Origin of the sequence: Pedobacter sp. Hv1, from assembly GCF_001412215.1 — a bacterium.
GTDB lineage: Bacteria > Bacteroidota > Bacteroidia > Sphingobacteriales > Sphingobacteriaceae > Pedobacter.
In genome coordinates this window covers 197619-222582 of sequence record NZ_LLWP01000004.1, presented here as the reverse complement: position 1 = coordinate 222582, position 24964 = coordinate 197619, and the positions used below count along the sequence as shown (strand labels likewise).

Annotated in this window: 13 protein-coding genes and 1 riboswitch; of the genes, 6 read left to right on the top strand and 7 right to left on the bottom strand. The window is 35.0% G+C overall.

Features of this window, described 5'->3' with window-relative positions:
- Positions 1-27 precede the first annotated feature (27 nt).
- Positions 28-8808: a putative Ig domain-containing protein gene (locus AQF98_RS08745; RefSeq protein ID WP_055131558.1), complete on the bottom strand. Its 8781-nt coding sequence runs from the start codon at positions 8806-8808 to the stop codon at positions 28-30.
- A 294-nt stretch (positions 8809-9102) separates the two neighbouring features.
- Between AQF98_RS08745 and AQF98_RS08740 the strand changes: the two genes are divergently transcribed.
- Together AQF98_RS08740 and AQF98_RS08735 are read left to right on the top strand one after the other, a co-directional pair.
- Positions 9103-11625, top strand: coding sequence for a hypothetical protein (locus AQF98_RS08740; RefSeq protein WP_055131557.1), 2523 nt, complete (start codon positions 9103-9105; stop codon positions 11623-11625).
- Between the two features lie 187 nt (positions 11626-11812).
- Positions 11813-14359: a hypothetical protein gene (locus tag AQF98_RS08735; protein WP_055131556.1), complete on the top strand. Its 2547-nt coding sequence runs from the start codon at positions 11813-11815 to the stop codon at positions 14357-14359.
- Here AQF98_RS08735 and AQF98_RS08730 read toward each other — a convergent pair.
- The 6 genes from AQF98_RS08730 to AQF98_RS08705 all read right to left on the bottom strand — a co-directional run bounded on the left by AQF98_RS08730 (position 14356) and on the right by AQF98_RS08705 (position 22650).
- Complete coding sequence (locus tag AQF98_RS08730; protein ID WP_055131555.1) at positions 14356-16707, bottom strand: ATP-binding protein; 2352 nt, start codon at positions 16705-16707, stop codon at positions 14356-14358. The genes AQF98_RS08735 and AQF98_RS08730 overlap by 4 nt on opposite strands.
- A gap of 180 nt (positions 16708-16887) precedes the next feature.
- Positions 16888-17748 (bottom strand): flagellar motor protein MotB, encoded by an 861-nt coding sequence (locus AQF98_RS08725; protein ID WP_200911863.1) that lies wholly within the window; start codon positions 17746-17748, stop codon positions 16888-16890.
- Positions 17749-18082: 334 nt separating this feature from the next.
- The gene (locus tag AQF98_RS08720; RefSeq protein WP_055131553.1) at positions 18083-18469 is read right to left on the bottom strand and encodes an acyl-CoA thioesterase; all 387 of its coding nucleotides are present in this window, start codon (positions 18467-18469) and stop codon (positions 18083-18085) included.
- A gap of 93 nt (positions 18470-18562) precedes the next feature.
- Positions 18563-20863, bottom strand: a complete 2301-nt coding sequence (gene metE, locus AQF98_RS08715) for a 5-methyltetrahydropteroyltriglutamate--homocysteine S-methyltransferase (RefSeq protein ID WP_055131552.1) — start codon at positions 20861-20863, stop codon at positions 18563-18565.
- A 197-nt stretch (positions 20864-21060) separates the two neighbouring features.
- A riboswitch (cobalamin riboswitch) is annotated at positions 21061-21258 on the bottom strand.
- A 310-nt stretch (positions 21259-21568) separates the two neighbouring features.
- Complete coding sequence (locus AQF98_RS08710) at positions 21569-22165, bottom strand: cupin domain-containing protein (RefSeq protein ID WP_152969679.1); 597 nt, start codon at positions 22163-22165, stop codon at positions 21569-21571.
- Positions 22166-22296: 131 nt separating this feature from the next.
- A complete protein-coding gene (locus AQF98_RS08705; protein ID WP_055131550.1) occupies positions 22297-22650 on the bottom strand; it encodes a hypothetical protein in 354 nt (117 codons plus the stop codon).
- A 249-nt stretch (positions 22651-22899) separates the two neighbouring features.
- Between AQF98_RS08705 and AQF98_RS08700 the strand changes: the two genes are divergently transcribed.
- The 4 genes from AQF98_RS08700 to AQF98_RS08685 all read left to right on the top strand — a co-directional run bounded on the left by AQF98_RS08700 (position 22900) and on the right by AQF98_RS08685 (position 24864).
- Entirely contained in the window at positions 22900-23259 is a 360-nt protein-coding gene (locus AQF98_RS08700; protein ID WP_055131549.1) for a hypothetical protein, read from the top strand.
- Between the two features lie 307 nt (positions 23260-23566).
- Positions 23567-23800: a hypothetical protein gene (locus tag AQF98_RS08695; protein WP_055131548.1), complete on the top strand. Its 234-nt coding sequence runs from the start codon at positions 23567-23569 to the stop codon at positions 23798-23800.
- Positions 23801-23989: 189 nt separating this feature from the next.
- The gene (locus AQF98_RS08690; protein WP_055131547.1) at positions 23990-24352 is read left to right on the top strand and encodes a response regulator transcription factor; all 363 of its coding nucleotides are present in this window, start codon (positions 23990-23992) and stop codon (positions 24350-24352) included.
- A gap of 182 nt (positions 24353-24534) precedes the next feature.
- Positions 24535-24864, top strand: coding sequence for a hypothetical protein (locus tag AQF98_RS08685; RefSeq protein ID WP_152969678.1), 330 nt, complete (start codon positions 24535-24537; stop codon positions 24862-24864).
- Positions 24865-24964: the final 100 nt, after the last annotated feature.

The following is a 24964-nucleotide window of genomic DNA, read 5'->3' as shown; positions in this document are numbered from 1 at the left end:
ATTTCACCATTATTAATAAGCCAATAATTATCTTAAAAGTGTTATCGTTCCTTTAAGCATTTTACTATTACCGCTATTGAATGTTACATCGATATAGTATACATATACCCCACTTGGCTGTAATGTTCCTTTAAAGGTTCCATCCCATCCTTGTGTAATGGATAGCGATTCGAAAACGAACTGACCCCATTGGTTGTAGATTCGGATTTTAAAATTCATTACTGTACCATAAGCATAGAAAACATCATTCCTTCCATCACCATTTGGTGTAAATGTATTAGGCACATACAAATCATCACTAGATGGGTTGGTAGCTGTTCCGGTAGTTGGTGTAGAATTGGCACTGGTTTGGCAACCTAATTGTCCCTTTGCCCTTACAATAATGGTTACACTTTGTCCGGCCTGTAAACCACTTGCTAAATAGCTAGTTCCGGTTGATGCAATCCAAGTAGTTCCGTTATTGGTAGAAACTTCATAAGATGTTGCTCCAGATACAGCATTCCAACTAAACAAAATACTGTTATTGGTTACAGTTTCTACCCTTACAACTGGTGTAGCTAAAACTGGGGCTACCGTAACTGTAATTGATGTTCTGGTAGGGCTAGCACATCCGCCGGTTTTTGCAACACTCTCTACATAATAGGTAGTTGTAGTTGCTAAAGGAGCTGTAGTATAACTATTGCCTTCAAACAAAGCGGTTCCACCTGTACTTGTGGTATACCATCTGTAAGTTAAATTGGCATCTGGATTATTGACACTCAATACCACGGTGCTACCAGAACAAGGTGAGGTGTTAGAGCTCGACAAACTTGATGGTGCAACTGGAGATGCATTAACAGTAATGTTAACTTGTGCACGACCACTAGAAATACAACTACCAGCACTCGCTTCTACAAAATAAACTGTATTGGCTGTAAGAACAGGTGTAGTAAAGATAGCACCTGTACCCAATGGAATGTTACTTGTTGCACTGCTATAATAGATATAAGTAATGCCTGCAACAGCATTAGTTACTGTAATTGTTGCTGTACTACCAGCACATGCATTGATGGTAGAGGCATTTAGTGTAGGTGTATTCGGTTTTGTGGTAATGGTTACTGTTGCTTTAACCCTAGCCGTTGTACCTGTACAACCTGTTGTTCCTACTGCTCTTACATAATAATCTGTATTTACATTTAAAATTGGTGTGGTAAATGATGAGCCTGTGAATAACAATGTTCCAGCTGTTGCATCATTATACCATTCGTAGCTCACACCAGTTTGGGCATTTTGGATGGTTAAGATGGTTGCATTTCCGGCACAGATTGTTGTTCCAGTGGTTGAAATGATTGGTGTTAGTGGCCCTGTATTTATGGTAATTGTGACGTCTTTGGCCGCACCAACTAAATTCTCACATTTATTATCTCCTTTTACAGTAACATAATAAGTAGTGTTTGCAGTAAGCACTGGGGTAATAAACACTGAGCCAACAAATACCACATTGGTCAAGTTAGCATTGCTATACCAGGTAAATATTGGATTGGTAACTGTAGTGCTACTTGCCGTTAACATAGAAGAGTTGTTCTGACAAGTAAATAGGTTACCACTCACGGTAATATCGGCAGCAACCGCATTTGGATTAACCACGACAACCACTGTTTTTGCAGTTGCAGCAGTATTTTCGCACTTATTGCTTCCCTTAACAGTTACATAATAAGTTGTAGTTGCGGTTAATGTTGGTGTAGTAAAGCTATTTCCAGTTGCTACAACAGTGGTTAATGCCGCATTGCTGTACCATGTAAATATTGGGTTGGTAACTGTTGTAGTACTTGCAGCTAATGTAACACTTGTAGAACCACATGCTGGAGGTGGTGTAGAAACTGTAATATCAGCACTTGTTGCTGGTGGATTTACAGTTAAAGCCACTATTTTGGCATCAGCAGGTTTGTTTTCGCACTTGTTGGTTCCTTTAACCGTTACATAATAGGTTGTATTTACCGTAAGCACTGGTGTAGTAAATACCGCTCCTGTAAACACTACTGTGGTAAGGTTGGCATCACTATACCAAGTAAATATTGGATTATTTACTGTAGTACTGCTTGCAGTTAAAGTAGTAGTAGTTGAACCACATATTGAAGTTGTACCACTTACCTGTATATCTGCAGCAAGCGCCGAGCTACCCACACTAAGGGTAATTTTTGTACGTGCAGCGCTGCTACAGCTATTGCCATTTACAGCTTCTACAAAGAAATCATAAGTACCAACTGGCAGATTTGTAGGTGTGGTATAAGTATTGTTGTTTACAACCAATACCGTTCCGCTGGCATCATACCATTTGTAGGTAATACCTGCAACTTGTTGAACACTTAAGGTAGCAGCAGTTCCAAAACAAACACTTGTCGGATTTCCTACTGCAGCTACTGGTGGTGCAGGTAATGGCAAAATAGTAACCACAACTTTTGTTGGTAAGCTTTCGCAACCATTTGATGAAGCGGTAACATAATAATTATAAGTTCCAGCTACCAAAGTTGTTGGTGTGGTAAACGAGGTACCATCTTTTCCTGTCTGATAAGTAGTTTCTAAATACCATTTATAGGTAACCCCAACTGTTGGATTTTTAATACTCAATGTAGCCGATGCACCTTGACATGCACTTGCAGTTGTTGCATTTACTTGTGGTGCAGCAACTATTCTTTGTGCGTAGTTTAAATCTACCGAAGTTAAAGCTCCCAACAACCCAGAGTTTAACCTTACTTCTACGCCATCAAATTGTGCGGTAGGAATAAATGTTAAAATGGCGCTACTGTTATCGCTCAACAATTCTATGTTGATTAGTGGATTTGAAGCGAACATTAAATCATTATTGCTGACAGCTCCTTTATAGGTTACTACTCCAATAGATGGAAGTACACCTAACGATAACAATTTACCCGGCGAAGTAATTTTAATACGTAGGGCATCGCCAATATTCGAAAGTCCGCCAGTAAAGCCAACTCTTTGATAAACATAAGCACCCAAAGCACCAACTGGCATTACTAAAGAAGAAGCTGTTTCAATTTTATCATCTACTGCTAAACCTGGATTAAACACACCAGCTAAAAGGGCCACGCCACTTACACCATCTGCCACAGCAATAGTAGCCGAACCGCAAGGTACTGTTGTTGGTGGTCCGCCAGGAATAACTGTAACCACAACTGGCACACGTACCGAAGCACAACCACCCGGAACCGATGCTTCTGCGTAGAAAGTTGTGGTAGTTGTTAATGTTGGGGTAATATATGAATTACCTGTGGCCAAAATGGTAGTAGAAGTTGCGGTTTGGTACCAGTTGATTACTGCGTTTGCTGTACTTGATGTAGCGGTTAGTATGGCTACCGATCCAGAACTTATACTTACAGAAGCTGGGGTAACTATTGGAGGATCTAATGTACCTACTTTTACGGTTGCCGTAGTACGAGCTGAAGCTAAACCACAGGCATTAACCGCTTCTACAGCATAAGTGGTATTTGCAGTAACTGATGCAATGGTAAATGAAGTTCCATCTTTTCCAGTTTGATAAACACCAGCTGCATTATACCATTTATAGGTTATTCCAGCTATTGGGTCTTTTACTTGTAATACTACATTATTGCCAGAACAAGTAGTGACATCATTTGACAATAAGGTTGGTGCTACAGGAGCTGGAGTAATGGTTACATTGATTTCTGATTTAGCACTTAAACATCCTGTTGAAGAACTAGCAGCTACAAAATATTTGGTATTTGCTGATAAAGCTGGTGTTGTGAAGCTTACGCCATCCTTACCAGTTTGATAAACTCCAGTAGCATCATACCATTTATAGGTTAGGTTAGCTTTAGGGTTTTTAACCGATAGTGTTGTAGCTTGATTTAAACATGCAGTAGCATTAGCCGTGGTAACTTCTGGCGCTGCGATAACATGTTGTGCATAATTTACACCAATTGAGGTTAAGGCACCTAAAACACCAGAATTTAATTTAATCTCAACAGCATCGAATGCTTTAGTAGGTACAATGGTAACCAATGCTTGGGTATTTCCACTTAATAATTCTAAGCTTACCAAAGCACCTCCCAATGATACTGCATCATTATTGCTTACTCCACCGTTGGAAGTAGAGATCTCAACATTTCCTAAAAGTGCCAATGATAGTAATTTTCCAGGCGAGCTGATCAACACTTTTACAGCATCGCCAATATTACCAGCACTACCAAAGGTTAATCTTTGATAGACTGATGCATTCAATGCACCAACTGGCATCAACAATGTTGATGCGGTTTGGGTATCATTATCAATTGCTAGGCCTGAATTAACCACACCCGAAAGCAAGGCTACTCCATTTACACCATTTGTTTCGGCTGCAGCCCCCTCACATGGTACTGGATTTGGAGTACCCCCATTGTCAACATTGATAGTGATGGCTACCCTACTTGCAGATACGCAGCCATTTGTTTTAGATTTGGCATCTACATAAAATGTAGTGGTTGCATTAAGTGGTGGAGTTACATAAGTTGCACCTGTATATACTGGTGCAGTTGCATTAGCAGAAGTATACCAATTAAAGTCAACATTTGAATCTGTAGAGGTAGCTGTTAAAATTACAGTCTGACCAGCAGTTATTGTTGATACTGAAGATTGTACTTGTGGCAAACTTGGACGAGGGTTAACGGTAACTGGAACCGCTGCTCTTGTAGCACTGGTACAACCTAATTTAGTTGCTTCTACGTAGTAAGTTTTGCTTGCAGTTAATGCTGGCGTAGTAAATGATGCTCCACTAAACAATGATGTTCCACCAGTGGCCACATCATACCATTTGTAGGTAATTGTTGGGTCTGGACTTGTTACAGATAAAACAACAGCAGAACCTTCGCAACTTGCACCAACAGCGGCTACAACTGGAACTGCTAAAACTGGTACAACAGTTACATTAACTGGTACACGTTCTGGATTAGCACAACCATTTCTACTTACTTGGATGTAATAAATGGTTGAAGCTGTTAATGCCGGACTTGTATAGGTATTTCCAGTAGCTAAAAGTGTTCCACCAGTCGCTGCACTATACCAAGTTAAAGTAGTACCCCCATTTGGTGTGGCACTTAATGCAGCTGTGCTTCCTGAACAAACAGATTGACCAGAAGCAGCAATGGTTGGTTTTGGATAAATAATTTCGGCACCATAAATATCTAAGCTACTTAATGCAGCTACTACAGCACTGAAGCTCACTTCAACACGATCAAAATCTGCACCAGCAGGTACAGTTGCTTTAAATCTGTTTCCACTGAGCAGTTGTAAATAGATCAACGATGAATTTAATGGGTACGAACTTACTACTGTAGATCCATTCATCACTTTAACGGTGATACCGCTTAATACCGAAAGGTCTAATAATCCTGTTGGCGTAGCTAAATCTAAGCGAATACTGTCGGTACTTAAACCAGCAGTTGGGAATATTAGTCTTTGGTATCCTGTAGCGGCAACACCTACCGAGAGCGTAATTTTTGTAAAGTTATTTGGATCTGCATCAGTTGAATTTGTTGGTCCTGTGATATTACACAACACACATAAAAGCGAAATGATACCTGTATTTTGTGAATTTGCAGCATTACATGCTGTACCACCACCACCAGTGGTAACTGTTACAGTTACAGGCGCACGAGTAGCACTTTTACAACCATTTGCATTTACAGTTTCTGCATAATAAGTTGTGGTGGTTGATAAGTTAGGTGTAGTAAAACTAGTACCTGTTCCTAATAGAGTGCCTCCAGTAGCAACACCATACCAATTAATGGTAAGGCCTGCATCGGCACTTGCCTGCAAAACAGTATTTTGACCACTATTAACCACCTGGTTGTTTGTAGTAATGGTAGGCAAATTAGGCGAAGCATTAATGGTTACATTAACTGCTGTTTTGCTACTTACCCCAGTACCAGAAACTGCCTCAACATAAAAAGTTGTATTGGCATTTAAAACTGCTGTGGTATAAGTACCATTGTTATTTGTAGTTAATGGTGTATTACCAGTTGGACCATACCAATTGTAAGTAACACCTGCCTGCAAATTTGACACTGTTAAGGTGGCACTTGTACCATTACAGGTAGTTACGTTGGCGGCAATTGGTGCTTTAACCTTAATGGTAATTGCATAGTTGGTATTGGCAACATTCGAGTTGGCATCTGTAACTTTTAACGAAATTGAATAATTTCCACCTACTGTTGGTGTACCAGTAATTTCTCTGGTTGTTGCATTAAATGACAAACCCGGAGGCAGATTGCTTGCTACATACGTATAGGGCGCAGTACCACCAGTAACAGCAGGTAATATCTGCACCGGATACACATCTCCTACTGTACCATCTGGCAATGCCATGGTAGGGAGTGATAGCGCACCTATTACTTTCAATGCATAATTGTTGCTTACCGTTTTTCCTTCGCTATCTGTAGCCGTTAACTGAATGGAATAATTACCAGCTTGCGTTGGTGTTCCACTCACTTGCCTAGTTGTTGTATTAAAACTTAAGCCAGGTGGCACATTTACTGCCGCATAGGTATAAGGACCTACACCACCAAGTGCTGCTGGCAATGTTTCGGTAACATACACAGCACCTACTGTTCCATCAGCCAATGTTTTAGCAGGCAACGATAGTGCTTCAGTTACTTTAATAGAATAATTTCTATTTACCGTTTTATTCTCGGCATCGGTAACAGTTACTGCTACAATAAAGGTTCCAACTGTAGTTGGTGTTCCTGTAATTTCTCTGGTTGTTGTATTAAATGATAAACCTGGAGGCAGATTGGTTGCAGCATAAGTATAAGGAGTTGTTCCGCCAATAGCCGCAGGAATAGTTTGAATAGTATAAGGTGTATTTACTGTTCCATCGGCTAAAGTAGCTGCTGGTATGCTCAATGGATCTTTTACAATAATCGTATAATCTCTGATCACTATATTTCCATCACCATCGGTAACCTTAACAGGTACCACAAATGTTCCTGCAGTTGTTGGTGTTCCGGTAATTTCTCTCGTTGTTGCATTAAATGACAAACCTGGAGGCAAATTGGTTGCGGTATACACATATGGTGTACTGCCACCTGTTGCAGCTGGTATCACTTGTGTTGGATATAATGTTCCTACTGTTCCATTTGGCAAAGCCAATGGGCCAAGAACAAGTGCATTGTTAACTTTAAGTGTATGTGGAGTAGTAACTTTACAGTTTTTACTATCTGTTGCAGAAATACCAAATGTATAGGTACCTGCGGTAGTTGGTGTACCAGATAATAAGCCTGTACTACTTAATGTTATTCCTGGTGGCAAGGTACCGCCTGCCTCAAAGGCATAAGTATATGGTCCAGTACCACCTGTTGCTAGGGTAATTTGTTTTGAGAAAGCCGTAGCAACAATTGCATTTGCCAAAGTAGTTGTAGGCAGAACAATTGCAGGGTTTACAGTAACATTTACTGCAACTCTAGCCGATTCGTCTGGGCAACCAATTTTTTTGGCAGCTACATAATAAGTTTTATTAGCTGTTAATGCTACTGTAGTATAGGTTCCGTTAAAAGCAGTAGTAGCTAATGGCGCACCCCCATCTAAAGCTGCATACCAAATTAGTTGATTGGTTGCGGCTGTTGTGGCCCCCAATACTGCTCCAGTATTGTAACAAGCCGTCATTGCATTTGAATACGGTGCACTAAAAGTAGGTCTTGGTGCCGATCTGGTTACCCCATAAACACTAATGGTTTGGGTTACATTTACATTTAAAAGAGAGGTTAGCGTTATCTTAACCCGATCAAAAGCTGAACCAGGTGAAAATGGTATATTCACCACCTGACCGCTATTTAAAAGTCCTATTAAATCTAAACCCAATAAACTATTAGTTAATGCTTCAGAATAGACCAAATTATTTCCATTATAGGCACTAACAGATATTTTATTTAATAAACCAACATTAAGTAATGCCGGATCAACGCCTAATCTTACATTAAATTCATCGCCAGAATTTGAAGGAGAATTAAAGTAAACATTTTGACTAATTGAACCAGCAACACCTAATGCACCTAAACTAATCTGAGAGGCAGTTGAGGAATTGTTATCAATCGCATTCTGCATATTGGTAACACCTGCTTTACCTACTCCTAAAAGACTTACTGTTAATCCAGTACCTTCAAAATCTGTTGCAAAGGCCGGATCGCAACTACCTGTACCAGATATATAAAAAGCGTTATATACTTTTGTCTGATTTGAACTTCCCAGTAACAAGGCACTGGTTACATCTTTGATATAAACCCTATCATAAGGATTTTCTGGCGTAATGGCTACATAAAATTTGCCACTTGCATCTTTAACCAAACGTAAATTAGAAGAAGAGAAACCTCCACTACTTGAGCCCGTTAACACATCATTGCCTGCTGAATTTCTTGCACCTACATTAAAGTAGTGATTTCCTAATACAACCGTACCTAAAACATCGGCTAGTGTAGTGCCCAAATTACCACCTAAAAGTGCATTTAGCACATCGGCATCGAAATCGATCCTGATAAAGGTGGTTTTATTAGCAGGTATTGTACTTGCAAACTTTAGTTCAAGCTCACCACTTGGACCGCCGCCAAGTAACGAACCTCCCGATTTTACGATCGCAAAGCTATCATCATCTAGTATGGCATTGTTAGGATCTTGAACAGGATTTGATTTTACTGTTGCAGTATTTGCTAAAATTTTCGTCTGTGCATAAGAAAGATTACTGATTAGCGTTATAACTATAATACTGAAGAGAAAAATGATCGTTTTGATCAATTTAGTCGAATAGGTAGATGTCAACTTCATACAATACGGATTTAGTTTAAGCTGTTTTTTATACAATTTTAGCTACCAATCCATAGATATTTGTTATTCGATTTGTTCATTAAACAAGTCTAATAGCATTTATTTGTTCATTTTGTTCAAGTTAGTTATTAAGAAAACTTATTTAATTCACGATTTGTTCACTAGCGATTGAACTGAACGAGAATTAGACATTTTTTTGTTCATTCTTGAAATTTCACCACAATTTCCAGTTACATATTTTCTTAATAGTTAAATCTATATTGGTAGTATATATCGCAACTTTTATCCCTTATTATGCTAGATCTCCATGCGCTGAACGAACTGAGAAACTTAATTTTGCAAAAAGCAGGAATTAAATTTATTTCGCCATCAGATTGCCAGCACATTGCACTTTCGATCAGTAAAAAAGTAAATAAAACCATCAGTAAAACCACTATCAAGAGACTTTTCGGCTTTGCTGTAGTGAAACATAACTTCTCTAAGTTTACCATCAATACCCTCTTAGAATATGTAGATAGTTCTGATACAGAAATTGTATTAAAATCTAGCGTTACCCCTATTTATAAAAAAGATGTAGAAGATTGGAAACATGTTGCTTTAAAAGCAAAAGCAATTTCTCAAAATACCCTAAGTGGCATTGTCAATCATTCTGCAATACCATATAAAGCAACAATAAATAGAAAATTTGCTATTCAAGATTTTGAATATTTTTATAAATCAAATTTTAGTTTTACAGCATTCATTTCGCAACCTGGCTATGGAAATAGTACCCTCCTCTCTCATTTGGTGCAAAATCTATTTTTTAAACCCCAGGCCAAATTTCACAACGACATTGTGTTATTCATAAATGCTACCGATGTATTTGATAAAGAGGGTAATCATCAAAGTTTTGAAACCGAAATCAAAAAAAGGCTAAATATTTCAAAAAGCAGAAATCTAATTCCCGCTTTAAATAACCATTACGAGAAAACCGGAAATAAATTTGTAATCATTATAGATTCGTTCCACGAGCTGTTCATCGCTAATAAGGAAAAATCAAAAATATTCGAAATCATCATTTCTTGGTTATGTGAAATTGAAGATAGTTCTGCCATTAAATTGGTGCTGAGTATGAGAAGTTATTATTGGGTTAGGTTTTACTCATTAATGCGCAATTCTCATTATTTAAGACAAAAATGGTATTCGGGTAGTTATTACAATCATGAACAGGCTTCGAATGTACCAAAATTCACGATTGAGGAAGTAGACCTAGTTTTGAATAATATTGACCATAAAGCGCAGAAAAAACTCGACTTAAAGGTTAAATCTAAACTTAAATACCCTTACTATTTCAAGTTCTATAATGAACTAAGAGAGGAATATCCACAAAGTGAATTTCATACAGACATTATCTTTCACGAAATCTATTTAAAATATATCCTAGAGAATATTTACAGATCCAATCAATCGTTAGAGAAACTCATTCTGTGTAAAAAAATCATACAATTTAGTGATTATGGGCACAGTAACCTATCGGTTGATAAAAAACTGTTCTTTCATGATTTTACCATATTTAAGCAAGCATACATGGAATTACTTGCTGATGGGATACTTGTTGAACATAAACAGATACAAAATGGTATACTGATAGAAACCGTTGGTTTTGTACATGCGCATATTTTTGAATATTTTCTGTTTAAAGAATTATTGGAGCGTACACAGCATACCATGAATGAAAATTTCTTAGCAGAAATTACAACAGCTTACCACCCTAATTTATCAGCTAGTTTATTGCAATGGTCTATATTTACTGCGATAAGAAATGGCAATTATGAAGTAATCAAACTTATTTTCAAATTAAAATTGAACAATCAGAATGAAAATTACTTTTTCTTGTTCACTTTAGAAAACATTAAGCACCAATTAAAATACAAGCCTGGAGATGCGGTACAATTAAAAAAGAACGGATTGCAAGATCAATTTGTTACCAAACTTGTTCAACAAGATTTCCTCTCTCCTTCCTTTAAAAGTATCATTACTTTTTTCTCTGGTATGGTAGACAACAAAGAAAATGCTGTGATCTATCAATCCATATTATTAATTTCTGATTGTTTAAATTTAAACCTAAAAAATATAAAAGAACGGCTTAACTTTTTCTTGAAACTGAATGCAATTACAAAAGAATGGCCAATAGATCCATTCGAAACTGCACTCTTCATCAATGCTAAATTATCAGGTGATAAAAATATCAACCTTGCTTTTTTAGAAAAAGTTAAAACATTTGAGATTAATACAACAGAAAAAGAGAGTTATGAAGTGTCGATAGCTCAAGTAAAAAGATTGATTTCTTACTTGTTCATTTTATTAATTAATGAATTAGAGCACAATACAAAAGGTTCAGTTCATTTGATCTTGTCTATTGAAAAATTGTATCCACTATTTGCTAAATTTTACAGAAAATATCACCTCTATCTCTTATATATTCTGGCTTTAGAAACCTCAAAAAATCCTGGCAGTAAAAAAGCAGAAGAATTAGAAAGAATAATAGAACACCTCAATCAAAAATCGACATCAAAATATGCAAATGCTTTTTTAATGTCTATCAAAGCTCAACAACATCTTAATAGAAACGAATTTGCCAAAGCAATTTCTTATGCGCACAAATGCATCAATTATTGCAGAGAAAATGCTTTTAGCTTAGTAACCATTTTAAACTTTAATATACTTATTAAAATTTATACCAAATTAAAAGATCTGGTTAAAGTAGAAGAATATAAATTTTTGAAAACAATGGAGTTAGAGAAAAGAAATATTACCAAGAGTCTAAGTATTACTTAATGTAATTTTTTATTGGATAACAACTCTAAAAAGCGATATTCTTAATTTGTTTACAATCGATTGAAAGACTGTTTATTAAAACATTATTTTTATTTTTTGATATTTTTTTTTTACAAAAGGTTCAGTATTACAGTTTTAAAAAACCTATATTAGTGTGTAAATAACCCTTAATTATTGCGACTCTCTCATGCCTGAAACTATTATCTTAGATAATTTAAAACGTTTAATTTTAATAAAAACTGGCATCAAAATAATCAGTCCGTCTGACTGTAAATTTATTTCAATATCTATTCAAAAGGAACTGCATAAAAGTATTAGCGAAACTACTATAAAAAGGTTGTTCGGTTTTGCAGAAATTAAAAATCAATTTTCTAAATATACCATTAATACTTTGTTAGAGTTTGTTGAAAAAACAGATCCTGATGAGGCAGTTGACAATCACCATTTAGTTAACTCGGAAGCTGCCGGAAGTTTAGAATTAACGACTGCAAAAGCACTTGAAATTACCTTACATACTTTAAAGTATATTCGGAATAGAAGTAGTGTTCCGTACGACATGACTATTGGTAGAAAATTTGCCAAATATGACTTCGAATATTTTTATTCGAGCGACAAAAGTTTTACTTCATTTATCTCTCAACCTGGCTATGGAAAAAGCATTTTACTAAGCCATTTGGTGCAAGAACTTTTGTTAGAAGATAATTCGAGGTATAAGAATGATGTATTTCTATTTTTAAATGCTACAGATATCTTTGAAAGGCAATACGAATCTTATAGTATCGAAGATAGAATTAAAGAAAAATTGGGCTTGCAATCGCACATCAAATTGATCGATTACTTTGATGAACATTATGCAAGACTTGGTATTAAACTCATCATTATTATCGATGGATTTCCAGAACTTGTAGTTAATAAAATTTCTAAACCTCGGGTATTTGATAAGATCATCAACCTCATTTCGAGCATTGATGAAAGTGACAACATCAAACTTATCTTAAGCATGCGTTCTACCATGTGGAATAGATTTTACGAACGTTTTAGATATGTACATTTCTTAAAAAGAAAATGGTTTGCCGGAAGTTATTTCAATCTTAACGACAACTCAAATGTACCACCATTAACGGAACAAGAAATTGAGGAAATATTTCAAAAGATGTGTCCGCAAGACTTTAAAACGATCAATAAAAATGTAAAATCTCAACTGAAATTTCCATTCCATATTCAATGGTATTATCAGCTTAAAGAAGAGTATCCAGATTTTAATTCTTATACCAATATTATCTTTTTTGAAATCATAGATAAATTTATCCAAGAAAAAATCTATCGCTCTAATTACGCCACAGAAAAGATTCTTTATTGTAAAAAAATAATTCAACTGACCAATTTTGGCAGAAATAATAGCACTGTTTTAAAATCAGATCTAATCAAGGAACTTTCGGTATTTAACAACGCCTACATGGAGTTGTTGGCAGATGGAATTTTAATGGAAGAAAAGATTAATCAAAACAGTTTTGCACTTGAATTTGTACGTTTTATACAACCACATGTTTTCGAATATTTCTTATTTATAGAACTTTTGGATGTGTTTGATCAGCAAATGGACGAACATTTTTTTGACAATTTAAATAACGATTATTTTGGAAATCAGGTTCGTTTCCAATTGTTGCAATGGTCAATAAGATACATTATCCGTAGTGAAAAATTTGAACACTTGGGTTCTATCCTTAACTTAAAGCTTAACAACTACGAGAAGAACTATCTGATTTATTTCATTGCAGAAAACTTAAATTACAAGCTTAAAGATGACCCTGAGCTTATCAAAAAGCTGAAAATCAATAAAATACACGAAACCTTATCAAAACACCTTATTCATTTTGATTTCATAGATTCTTGTTATAAGGAAGCTATCAATTCTTTAATCTTGGTAGTAGACACCGATCAAAATCTTTTATTTTACCATTCCATACTTTCTATTTTTGATGCATTAAGCCTAGATCCTGAACTGATTGCCAATCGATTAGAGAAAATGGAGAAATTGGCTAATGAAGCCGAAAAATGGTTAGTAGATCCTTATGAAACCTTAAAACTTATTTATCTTAAGGTTAAAGGCATTTCAATTAAAGAACATGATACGCTGTTCAAAATTGAGGAGTTTAAAAATAATGAACATAGTTTGAACATCAATGGTAAAGCATTGCCCAATGTTCAACAGGTATTGATCTTTTTGCTAATGTCTACAGTGAATCTATTTTATGGCTCTCCCCATGAAGCCATTAAGATTATTCATTCGATGATTAAACTTTATCCAAGATTATTTGTAACCAAAAAGCCTTTTGGCCTATACTTGTTAAATTTACTAGCTGTGGCCAAGGCCAGAACCACTCCAGACGAAAAGACTGATCAGATGGAAAGGATTTTAACTACGTTATATAAAGAGCGCTCTAGCATCAATCCAACTTTATATGCCCAAACTATATTCTTATCGTTAAAAGCACAGCAAAGCAAAAATAGAAAAGAATATGCAGTTGCTTTACAATATGCAGAGGAGTGCCTTAAAATTTATCAACGAAATAAATTAGTGGTCAATGAAATTACAATGTACAATCTGATCATTAACATTTATCAAGAAATTGATGAAAAGGAAAAAGCGAATGAATATATCTACAAAAAGCTGAGTATTTTAGATGACAAAGGGATCAACCCTGCCCCTTTTCATGCTGTGAATAGCAATTAAGTATATTGTTGTACTTTTTTATACAACTCTTCTGGCAAAAATGGTTTCACAATAATATCATCCATCCCCGCTTCCTTTACCTGGTGCTCAATCTCTTTCTTCAAGTTAGCTGTAAGTGCGATAATAGGAATTTTAATGCCATTGGCACGCATTGTTTTGGCAGCTTCATATCCATCCATAATTGGCATGTGCAAATCCATAAAAACTAACCGATGTTGATGATCTAATTTGGCCAAGGCTTCTGAACCATTTACTGCTGTATGTACAATAGCACCCCAGTTTTCTAGAAATCTCTTTGCAACCATTACATTTAAGGCATTATCGTCAACTAACAAAATCTCTATCCCTTTAAACGCTTGTTTATCTTCATTTGTAAAATTTTCTTCAACAACCTGTGTATCGCTTAATAGTGGACCTTTTTCAAAAGTTTGAATAAAATAGAATACAGCTCCTTTTCCTTCCTCACTACTTAAATTTAGGGTAACACCTTGCATTTCAAGAATCCTTTTTGAAATGGATAAGCCCAAACCGGTACCTCCAAAACTCCTAGATGTTGAAGAATCTGCCTGTGTAAAGCGCTCAAAAATCACCATTTGTTTTTCTTTAGAAATACCTATCCCTGTATCTTTAACTTCAATCTTTAAGGTTACATTTTTAATTGTTTGTGCAATAACCCTAATGTTAACCTCTACAGAGCCCTTTACCGTAAATTTAATGGCATTGTGCACCAAATTTGTAATCACTTGAAATAGCCTTGTTGGATCTCCAAATAAGTTATTTTCCAGTTCTTTATCGATAACTAATTCCAATTTAATACCTTTTTCTTGGGCATTTCCTTTTAAGCCAGCTACAATATTTTTTACAATTGAAATGATGTCTATTTCTGCATTTTCGAAGGCTATTTTTCCTGCTTCAATTTTATTATAATCCAGAATATCATTTACGATACCTAATAGATTATTGGCCGAAAACAACATGATATCAAGTTGTTCCTTTTGATCATTTCGCGGATTATTTCTGAGCAACAAATGGCTCATCCCTATTACAGAATTGAGTGGGGTTCTAATTTCATGGCTCATTGTGCTCAAGAACTCACTTTTGGCAATCAGGCCTTGTTCAGCTTGTTCTTTTGCTTTACCCAACTGGAATGATACCCTATGTGATAAAATGAGCGATTGCAAAAAGAAAAAACCGATATAGCCAATAAAGGTAATGAACTGCAATGGGGGGATCACGTTCCAATAATGCAATAAAGAAATAGCAAACACAAACATCAAAGAAATTGAGCTTAACAATGCATATCTAGAACCAGGTCTTTTATTTTGATAAGCTAGGATATATACAATGGGTGTATAAATAATGCAAAAAACGGTAACAATTAAAAATGGATTAATTAACCTCGTAAATATTATAGGTGGTAGAAAAACAGAGGCTAGGGTAAAAAGTAAACAAAGTCCACATACTATTTTAACTATAGTTTTATTCATATCTAAAGGATATAAATAACGCGTATATAGACCAAATAGGCCAACACTTAAAAATAGGCTTGAATATTCGAGCCGTACCATGACATACCAGCTGGCATTGGGAATTACAGTGTGTAACACATAATTGTCTACCCCCATAATGCGGTAGCAATACACAATAGAATACAAAGAAAATAATAAAGTGGCTTTGTCTCTATTGCCCAATAAATACAATCCTAGAAAGAATAGGCCACCCATAAATAGACAACCTGTTAATAACAGATCAATAGCTTCAGCCCTTCTTCTTTCTAAGTTGATGTTTACTTTTTTTCCAATAACAATGGCATTTTTCATTCCACCATATACATGGGTGAAATTTGCAATCTGTAGTATCAGATTGATCGTATCTGTGTTTTTAGGTATATCAAAAGCTTGATATTGCCATTTCGGCACATAAGCTTTAACATTAGTGGCTACCGTACCGTTAGCAGCTACCAATTGACCATTTAAGAATAAGCGATATGAAGTATAAGAATCGGGCATCTCTACCCTTAATGTCTCCTTATTTTGAGGTAATAAAACTTTGAGTTGATAAGATGCATAACCAAATGAGGGCAGATGATCTCCATTCACTTTTAGATCGTTCCACATTGAAGGAAAATTGACCGTTTTACCACTCAATGGTACAGCTTGATGAGGATCGACCAACTGTTTCCAATAAAAAAACCACTCTCCTTTTAAAGTTGCATTTTCATCAAAAGATTGCTTGCTTAAATCTAATACACCATTTTTGGCAATTGGTGTTAAATCTTTGGTATTACCATAAGCATTTGTAATGCAGAGTAGAATGAATGTAATAAAGAAAAAATGTAAAATCTTCATTCTAACTAATTTATTTTACTAATACAACAATTGCGATGGTTTACAAGGGATGTTCCAAATCGCTAAGATAAATTAAATCACCACATATTATCTTATAATTAAATTTTTTAATTATAAATTATAATCCATAAAAAAAGCCCAATGTATATTGGGCTCTTCTATATCATAAGATAAGTAATATTAAGGCTTGCTTTGTTCTGGTGCTTTACCTATTAAATCCATAAACTGATCTAACTTAGGTGTAATGATAATTTGGGTACGTCTATTTTGAGATTTACCACTCTCGGTATCATTAGCAGCTATTGGGTTATATTCTCCCCTACCACCAGCAGTTAAACGTTTTGGATCTACGCCATAATTAGTCTGTAAAGATTGTACTACAGAAGAAGCTCTTAAGGCACTCAAATCCCAATTGTTTCTAATGTTAGGTTTAATAATTGGAATATTATCGGTATTACCTTCAATCAATACATCGTAACCTTTGTAGTCTTGAATAATTTTTGCGATTTTGCTCAAGGTCACACCCGCTTTATCAGAAATTTCATAACTACCTGATTTGTATAACATATTATCAGACAAAGAAATATAAACTACACCTTTCAATACTTTTACATCAACATCGCTCATTTCTTCTCTACTTAAAGAACGAGTGAGGTTATTGGTCAGTACCAAGTTCAATGAATCACTTTTGTTTTTGGTGTTTACCAATTGTTGGATGTATTTATTAGAGCTGTTAATCTCATCAACCAATTTAGAAATGTTCACATTTCCTTGGCTACTTGAGTTTAAACATTTGTTTAAAGCTGCTTGTAATGCGGCTAAATTTGATCTTTCGGCTACTAACTGTTCTTCTAAACTTTTAACCCTAATCTTCGAACCAGAAAGATCTTGTTCGCTAGCCTGTAAACGTTGATTGAGTTGAGTATTACTTTCTTGCAATTTACCATTGGCAGATTGCAGTTCTGCGTACTTCTTATTGCTTACGCACCCTTGAGTTAATATAGCTGCAAGAGCTATAATAGGTATACTAAATGATTTCATGATCTTATTTTTAATTTTTTAAAGATTATCTAATTAACAAAATAAAAGTTGTAAAGTTTGCCTACTTATGTTAATAAATCTTGTTCAATTTATCTTTTGATGAATATGTGACATCAACGCTGTTTTGAAACAGTTAATCGATCTAAATCTATAAACCTATTAAAAAACTAGAACCAATAGCACACACTATTGGTTCCAGATTACAAGGTAGCGTATCCGCGACTACATTGTACATATTATTTATTTCCCTAAGCGTTTAACAAAATGATTTTCAAATTGTTTGCTAAAGGCTTGTCGATTTTTCATAAACTGATTTTCAATACTTTTACAAGTATTATTTCAACACTAGGGTTGGTTTTTTGTCTTTATCTATGGCCACAAAAGTAAACTCACCATGCACTGCAAGCTCCCGTCCTTCATCGTACATTTGTTCGATATAAATTTCAACATTCACTTTTAAACTGGTGTTACCAACTTTGGTTACTATACCAATCAATTCAACAATTGTTCCGGCGGGAATAGACTTTTTAAAATCGATACGGTCACTACTTACCGTAACCATAATCTGTCTGCTAAAACGTGTTGCTGTAATAAAAGCAACTTCGTCCATCATGTGCATGGCTGTACCCCCAAAAAGGGTATCATAATGATTGGTGGTGTTTGGAAAAACAGCTTTAAAAATACTGGTTTTAGAGTTGGTTATTCTTTCTTCTAATGTCATGTTAAATTGATCTCACGTGTACTTATTCTATTTTTAAAAGGTTCAAGATGCAACTCTATTGCCTTGCATCTTGAACACTTGTGGTATTGTTTTTTAATTGTTGCGCATTTCTTTAGCTGCCTCAACCATTTCAATGAGCGCTCTTTTAGTTTCGTCCCAACCCCTTGTCTTTAACCCACAATCTGGATTTACCCAAAGTTGTGCCTCAGGTATTACAGCTTTGGCTTTCTTCAAAAGATGAACCATTTCTGCTCTTTTTGGTACTCTGGGCGAATGGATATCGTATACCCCTGGACCAATTTCATTGGGATATTTAAAATTGGCAAAAGCATCTAACAACTCCATTTGCGAACGAGAGGTTTCTATAGTGATTACATCTGCATCCATTTCTGCAATATTATGGATAATGTCGTTAAACTCAGAATAGCACATATGGGTATGGATCTGTGTTTCGTCTTGTACCCCACTGGCTGCAATTCTAAATGCTTTAACTGCCCAATTTAAATAGTTTTGCCAATCTAGTTTGCGCAAAGGTAAACCTTCTCTAATAGCTGGCTCATCAATTTGTATAATTTTAATGCCCGCTTTCTCCAGATCAACTACTTCGTCTCTAATAGCTAGCGCAATTTGGGTGCAGGTTTCAGAACGCGGTTGGTCATTTCTTACAAAAGACCATTGCAATATGGTAACCGGACCAGTAAGCATCCCTTTCATGTGTTTTGAGGTAAGCGATTGTGCATAAGCAGTCCATTTAACAGTCATGGCATGTGGCCTTGATACATCACCAAAAATAATTGGAGGCTTAACGCAGCGAGAACCATAACTCTGTACCCAACCATTTTTTGAAAAAGCAAAACCATTAAGCTGTTCACCAAAATATTCTACCATGTCATTGCGTTCAAACTCTCCATGTACCAAAACATCTAAATCAATCTCTTCTTGCCATTTTACAGCTTTTGCAGTTTCTGTTGCAATAAGTTCATCGTATGCTTCACTGCTAATCGATCCATTTTTAAATTTAGCCCTCCAGCTTCTAACTTCTGGGGTTTGAGGAAAAGAACCAATCGTTGTAGTAGTATACGCAGGCAAATTCAGTGCTTGTTGTTTGATCTTTCTTTCAGGAAATTTGTTGATCCGTGATGAATCCTTTTCTACAATAGCAGCTACCCTATTTTTAACCAATTGATTGTGTATCAACTGCGATGTAGCTCTATTCTGTTTAGCCAATTGATTTAATTCCAGCTTTTTTAAGGCAATTGCTGATGGCTGGTTTTCGAGCAAGTTTTTTAAAGTAACCACTTCCTCAATTTTCTGTTTGGCAAAGGCAAGCCATTGTTTCACTTCAGGTGTGAGGTTTTTTTCATTCGTTTCATTCGCTAAATCTACTGGCACATGAATTAATGAACAAGAAGGAGCAATCCATACCCTATCCTCACCTAATTGCGCTATTGCCTGGGCAATTAGGTTTAATGATTGTTCAAAATCATTCTTCCAAATGTTCCTACCATCAACTAGGCCTAAAGAGAGAATAATCTGATCATTTAATGCCTCTATTACAGTGTTCAACTGTTGTGGTGCCCTTACCAAGTCAATATGTAATATCGAAATAGGCAAAGTAGTTGCTAAAGCCAAGTTATTTTCTAAACCTTCAAAATAGGTTGCCAATATAATTTTTAAATGCGGAAATGCCTTTCTAATTTCTTTGTATACGAAGGTAAAGGCTTGTTGTTCTTTGACCGTTAAATCTAAAGTTAAAAAGGGCTCGTCAAATTGAACATATTCTACTTCTAGTGCAATTAACCTAGTAAGGATATCTAAATACACTGGGAGGAGATTCTTAATCAAATCGATTTTCTCAAAACCTGCTTCCTTCTCTTTACCTAATAAAAGATAAGATACTGGACCAATTAATACCGGTTTGGTAACAATGCCCAACTGTTTAGCCTCATAATACTCGTCGATAATTTTGGTAGAAAAAAGCTTAAAATGCTGATCCTTATAAAATTCTGGAACAATATAATGGTAATTGGTATCAAACCATTTGGTCATTTCCATGGCTACAATATCCAAACCTTCTTTTTGATAACCTCTTGCCATCGCAAAATAGAGATCCAGTTCGGTATTGCCTTTCTTTAAAATCACTTCATTATACCTTTTGGGTATGGCACCGAAACTCAACGAATGGTCTAATACCTGGTCGTAAAATGAAAAATCGTTTGAAGGAATAATGTCAATTCCTGCTTCTTTTTGTAATTGCCAATTTTCATGGCGAATGTTCTTTCCTACTTGAAGCAAATTTTTGTAGGTTGTTTGGGCTGCCCAATAGTTTTCACAGCTCTTTTTCAATTCTCGTTGGCTACCAATTCGCGGGTAACCCAGATTTTGCGTTAGCATTTCTTTTAAAGATTAAGTAAATAAATCGTTAAAAGCTCTTAGGCCATATTTTACGAAGCCATGGTTAATTAAACTTAAGGTAGGGATATAACAAGTTCACCTTCTGGGCGAAAGTACACCTAAAGCGAGTTTGAATAAAATACTAATTTTATTGTTGTGATATCAGACCTGACCAATTGCTTTTTTAACGCGAAAGCATCGTCAATTCGATAAACGGCAGGTCTCCTGACTTATCCCCAAATGTATCGCCTTCCCGTTTAATTAAATCAAACAGTGGCATTAATGATACTTTGTTGCCTTTAGAGGCAGGATTTACAGTTGCGCGACAGTTCGTGATTTACACACGATTCCCTATTAATCTACAGCTAAGTAAAACCGATATCGGTTGATGAAAAAATAAAGTTAAGAACTTACATCGTTACAAATGTATGTAATACCGTTATAAAAATGACTATGATTTCAAACTAAATCAAATACCGACTATCATTTTGAGGTTCAATTAAAACAGATATAAAAAAGCCTCTGGTAATTACCAGAGGCCATTAAATATAAATTGAAGAAAATAAATTTTCAGACTTACTTTATTTTAACAACTCAAAAATCCAAATTTCATATTTCTTTAGCTTAAAATTAATATTACTAATTAATTAATAATCAAAAGAATAGAGTGTTAACATGAATAAATTAGTAAAGAATTTCTTTAACTTACACTCTAATGTGCTGTAAGATAGCAGTTACCTGAGAGCTTAGCAATTCCACTTCATGTAACTCATATAATGGGATTTCCATAAAATCGCCAGCCTTCATTAAGCGCACCTCATTTGCAACTGTGCATTTACATTCGCCGGCTAGAATTAAAAAACTTTCGTACTCTTCTTGATGAACTTCTTGTTCGATGGCTGTTTCAGAAACAATGAGTAGCTGTGTTACCTGTTCATCCTGGCGAAGTACTTTTACATACCTACCATCAATCAATTCAGGTTTATCAAAACTGGCAACAAAATTTAGCCAGTTAAGGTGTACAGAAAATTTGTTGATCAACGGAAGGTCATTCTCATCCATTATCTTCTCTTTCTGCAGGTTATCTATCGAGTCGAGTACGAGCTTTTTTAAATGTTTAGGTGCTTGAACAGCTGTGGCTATGGCCTGTTCTTCCATCGAAACCTGAATTTTATCTAATTCATTGCCCAGTTCTGGATAAGCAGCCAACATCCGCTCTACATTAACTTTTTCAGTTTCAGTAAGCAAATCCATAACATACAGCTCCAGTACACCACTTTCTATGTAGGTCTTTAAATTCAAGCTTGATTTTTTTCTGTAAGTTCTTTTGTTTGGCTTTATCACTTTTGCAAATTAATAGAGACTATAACAAAGTTAAAGCCAATCATTGTATATACACTCTAAAATTTACCTAGAGAAATGCCATCACTAGACTATTGGGGTTTAACTACCAGTTGTTTTGGCTCTGTTACTACAATTTGTGGTTTTTCATTATACAATACCAATTTGCCTGTAATGCATACCTTTTTATTTAGATAGGTCTTTTCTGGTTCTTTAAATTTGGCTAGATCTGCCTTATAAATTACCACAGTTAGCAACTGCTTAGGAAATTCGGCTCCCAAGTTAATCAGTGTTAAATTGGCTAAACCCCTAGTGGTATATACCGAATCGCAAATAGTTACTTCTTCTCCAATATGCTTGGCAATATCTTTAATAGCAATAGTGGTTTGGCCTTTTGCTAGGCTTACCACGAATAAGAAAACGACAAAAGAAAATAGTTTTTTCATAAGTTAAACATGAATTAATTACGAATATATATGTTTAAACTCTTATTACGATCATTGAAAAAATATTTCGATAAAAGAAACTCAGCAATCTTCAACAAAAATTAAATTCATCTAATAGAGATGACACAAAAAATTGAACCTAAAGCATTTAAGCTCATCAAACATTTAGAACTGCTTATATGTTAATATCTTGTTAAGAAAACAATGTTGAGATATTTTACTTTAGCATTTAGATAATGTAACCCACCCATGAAACCAAAATTTGATTGCCTTTATTTTCTTGATAATACGACCGTTTTTATTATTGAAATCAAAAGAACCGATCTTGCTGAGGGTGCTGATATTTCGGCCGTTTACAACTGGATGAAAATAGATAAAGCAACTTTAGAGGTTACTTCATTAAGCTTTCGTTCCATGGATTCTTCTGCACAAGTTGAAGAAAGGTTCTTTGAGGAGGGTTATCTCAAATTCAATGAAGATGAGGGAACTTTTATTGAAAAGTTCAATTCTGGTCAACATCAATTAACCAATAGAAAAAACGTGGTCCTTTCCGAAGCCATTAAAAGTAGTATCGAAAATTACTTATTAGTTAAACATCTTGTTCATTAAAGTAATTCTAAAAACTATCCCCTACAATTAATAAATAGCCCGTTTTATAAATATACTTATGCAACTGATCAAATCTGCTTAAGTCGGAATCGAGATTTAAAATGGGATTTTCTCAATACGTGTGTATTTTTCCCCATTATTACCCAATTACATTCATACAGCCATAAGCCGTTGTACAAGTTTGACATCCTATAATAGTTTAAAATTGCTTAATAGTATAAATTTTAACTATTTAAAGCATATTCTTTTGCATGAATTGATGAAATGGCATTACTGTTGCCTTATAGTTAATATCAATTATACAAAAATGAAAAATTTAAGATCAATACTTGTCATCACTGTTTTATTAGCCTTAAGCTTTACTGTTTTTTCAAGCTTTAGTAAAAATAATCAATCAGCAACTGCAGAAAAAGCAGAAGATCTAAAAATTGCTCAAACACATTCAGGTCAAATACCTAGCAAAGATCCATTACATGGTGATGTTTGGTTTGCATTTACTGCAATAGGTGTAATAGGTACTTATTTAGCCTTCAAGAAATAATATAATAATTAATTTTTCTCACATTTTAGTTTAAAACAGCCCAACTATTCGGGCTGTTTTTTTTATGCCCTCTTTGTAATTGAAAAGATCACAGAAATCTCATAAAGTTGATAAGTTGACCGGCGTTAATAAATAATATAAACAACTCATTACTACCGCTGTTCTATAAATGCATTTAAGTAATATCCTATGGAAAAGTGTATTTATGTAGTAGAAGACAATGCAGCAATTAGAGATGTGATCGAATTTTTGCTCACTGAAGAAAAGTACCAGGTAAAAACCTGCCCAAACGTCACAAATTTTTGGCAACAAATGAAAAAACATACCCCAGATATGATTGTGTTAGACATTATGTTGCCTGATGGAAACGGACTCGACATTTGCAATCAATTAAAAAAGAATGTCAAAACTTACCATATTCCAATACTAATGATGTCGGCAAATAATCATCTCAATGCAGTTAAAGCTAAATGTGATGCTGAAGATTTCATCAATAAACCATTTGACATTAATGATTTTATAAACCGGATTGGTCATCATCTACAAAATTAAAATTGATCACGATGTTTGAATTTTGCGATAATCTTGCTGTTGATAAATGCCGATTTCATAACGGATTTCAGTGTAAAAACAGCTTCAAAAAAGCCAATGTTAAGCGTTAAAAGCCTTGTTAACATAATGATAATATGAAATTAACCTTTGAACAACATAGCTTTGTACAAATCAAAATTTTCATGAAAAAGAACAAACAAAAAGCACTCGTTAAAGAATCAAAGAAGGTAGCTAAGCAAGAAATAAAGAACAACATCGTTGAAGATTTGAAAAAGCTTGTGGGAAGATTTGGTCAGACTTCAAAAAAAATGGATAAGGTAATTGAGAAAGAAGCTACTCAATTGGCTAAAAAACTTTCAAAAGAGTTTAAAGTTGTAGCAACTGCCATTACAGATAAAAAAATTGAGGAGATTAAACCAACGGCCGTAAAAGCAGTCAAACCTATAGAGAAAGCTCCGGCAAAAAAGACCGCCAAAAAACCAACTACAAGCAAAGAAAACACACCAGTTTAAATACAGTTATAATCTAGAGTTAAGGGCCTTTATCATTTTTATGATCTAGGCCTTTTTTATGCACTTCATTATTCTACTTTAATGGCAACAAAGAGTTTAG

What these genes read in the sequence shown, in the direction of transcription:
- AQF98_RS08745 (WP_055131558.1), bottom strand. Translation starts at nt 8,808, where the DNA reads ATGAAGTTGACATCTACCTATTCGACTAAATTGATCAAAACGATCATT.
- AQF98_RS08740 (WP_055131557.1), top strand. Translation starts at nt 9,103, where the DNA reads ATGCTAGATCTCCATGCGCTGAACGAACTGAGAAACTTAATTTTGCAA.
- AQF98_RS08735 (WP_055131556.1), top strand. Translation starts at nt 11,813, where the DNA reads ATGCCTGAAACTATTATCTTAGATAATTTAAAACGTTTAATTTTAATA.
- AQF98_RS08730 (WP_055131555.1), bottom strand. Translation starts at nt 16,707, where the DNA reads ATGAAGATTTTACATTTTTTCTTTATTACATTCATTCTACTCTGCATT.
- AQF98_RS08725 (WP_200911863.1), bottom strand. Translation starts at nt 17,748, where the DNA reads ATGAAATCATTTAGTATACCTATTATAGCTCTTGCAGCTATATTAACT.
- AQF98_RS08720 (WP_055131553.1), bottom strand. Translation starts at nt 18,469, where the DNA reads ATGACATTAGAAGAAAGAATAACCAACTCTAAAACCAGTATTTTTAAA.
- metE (WP_055131552.1), bottom strand. Translation starts at nt 20,863, where the DNA reads ATGCTAACGCAAAATCTGGGTTACCCGCGAATTGGTAGCCAACGAGAA.
- AQF98_RS08705 (WP_055131550.1), bottom strand. Translation starts at nt 22,650, where the DNA reads ATGAAAAAACTATTTTCTTTTGTCGTTTTCTTATTCGTGGTAAGCCTA.
- AQF98_RS08700 (WP_055131549.1), top strand. Translation starts at nt 22,900, where the DNA reads ATGAAACCAAAATTTGATTGCCTTTATTTTCTTGATAATACGACCGTT.
- AQF98_RS08695 (WP_055131548.1), top strand. Translation starts at nt 23,567, where the DNA reads ATGAAAAATTTAAGATCAATACTTGTCATCACTGTTTTATTAGCCTTA.
- AQF98_RS08690 (WP_055131547.1), top strand. Translation starts at nt 23,990, where the DNA reads ATGGAAAAGTGTATTTATGTAGTAGAAGACAATGCAGCAATTAGAGAT.
- AQF98_RS08685 (WP_152969678.1), top strand. Translation starts at nt 24,535, where the DNA reads ATGAAAAAGAACAAACAAAAAGCACTCGTTAAAGAATCAAAGAAGGTA.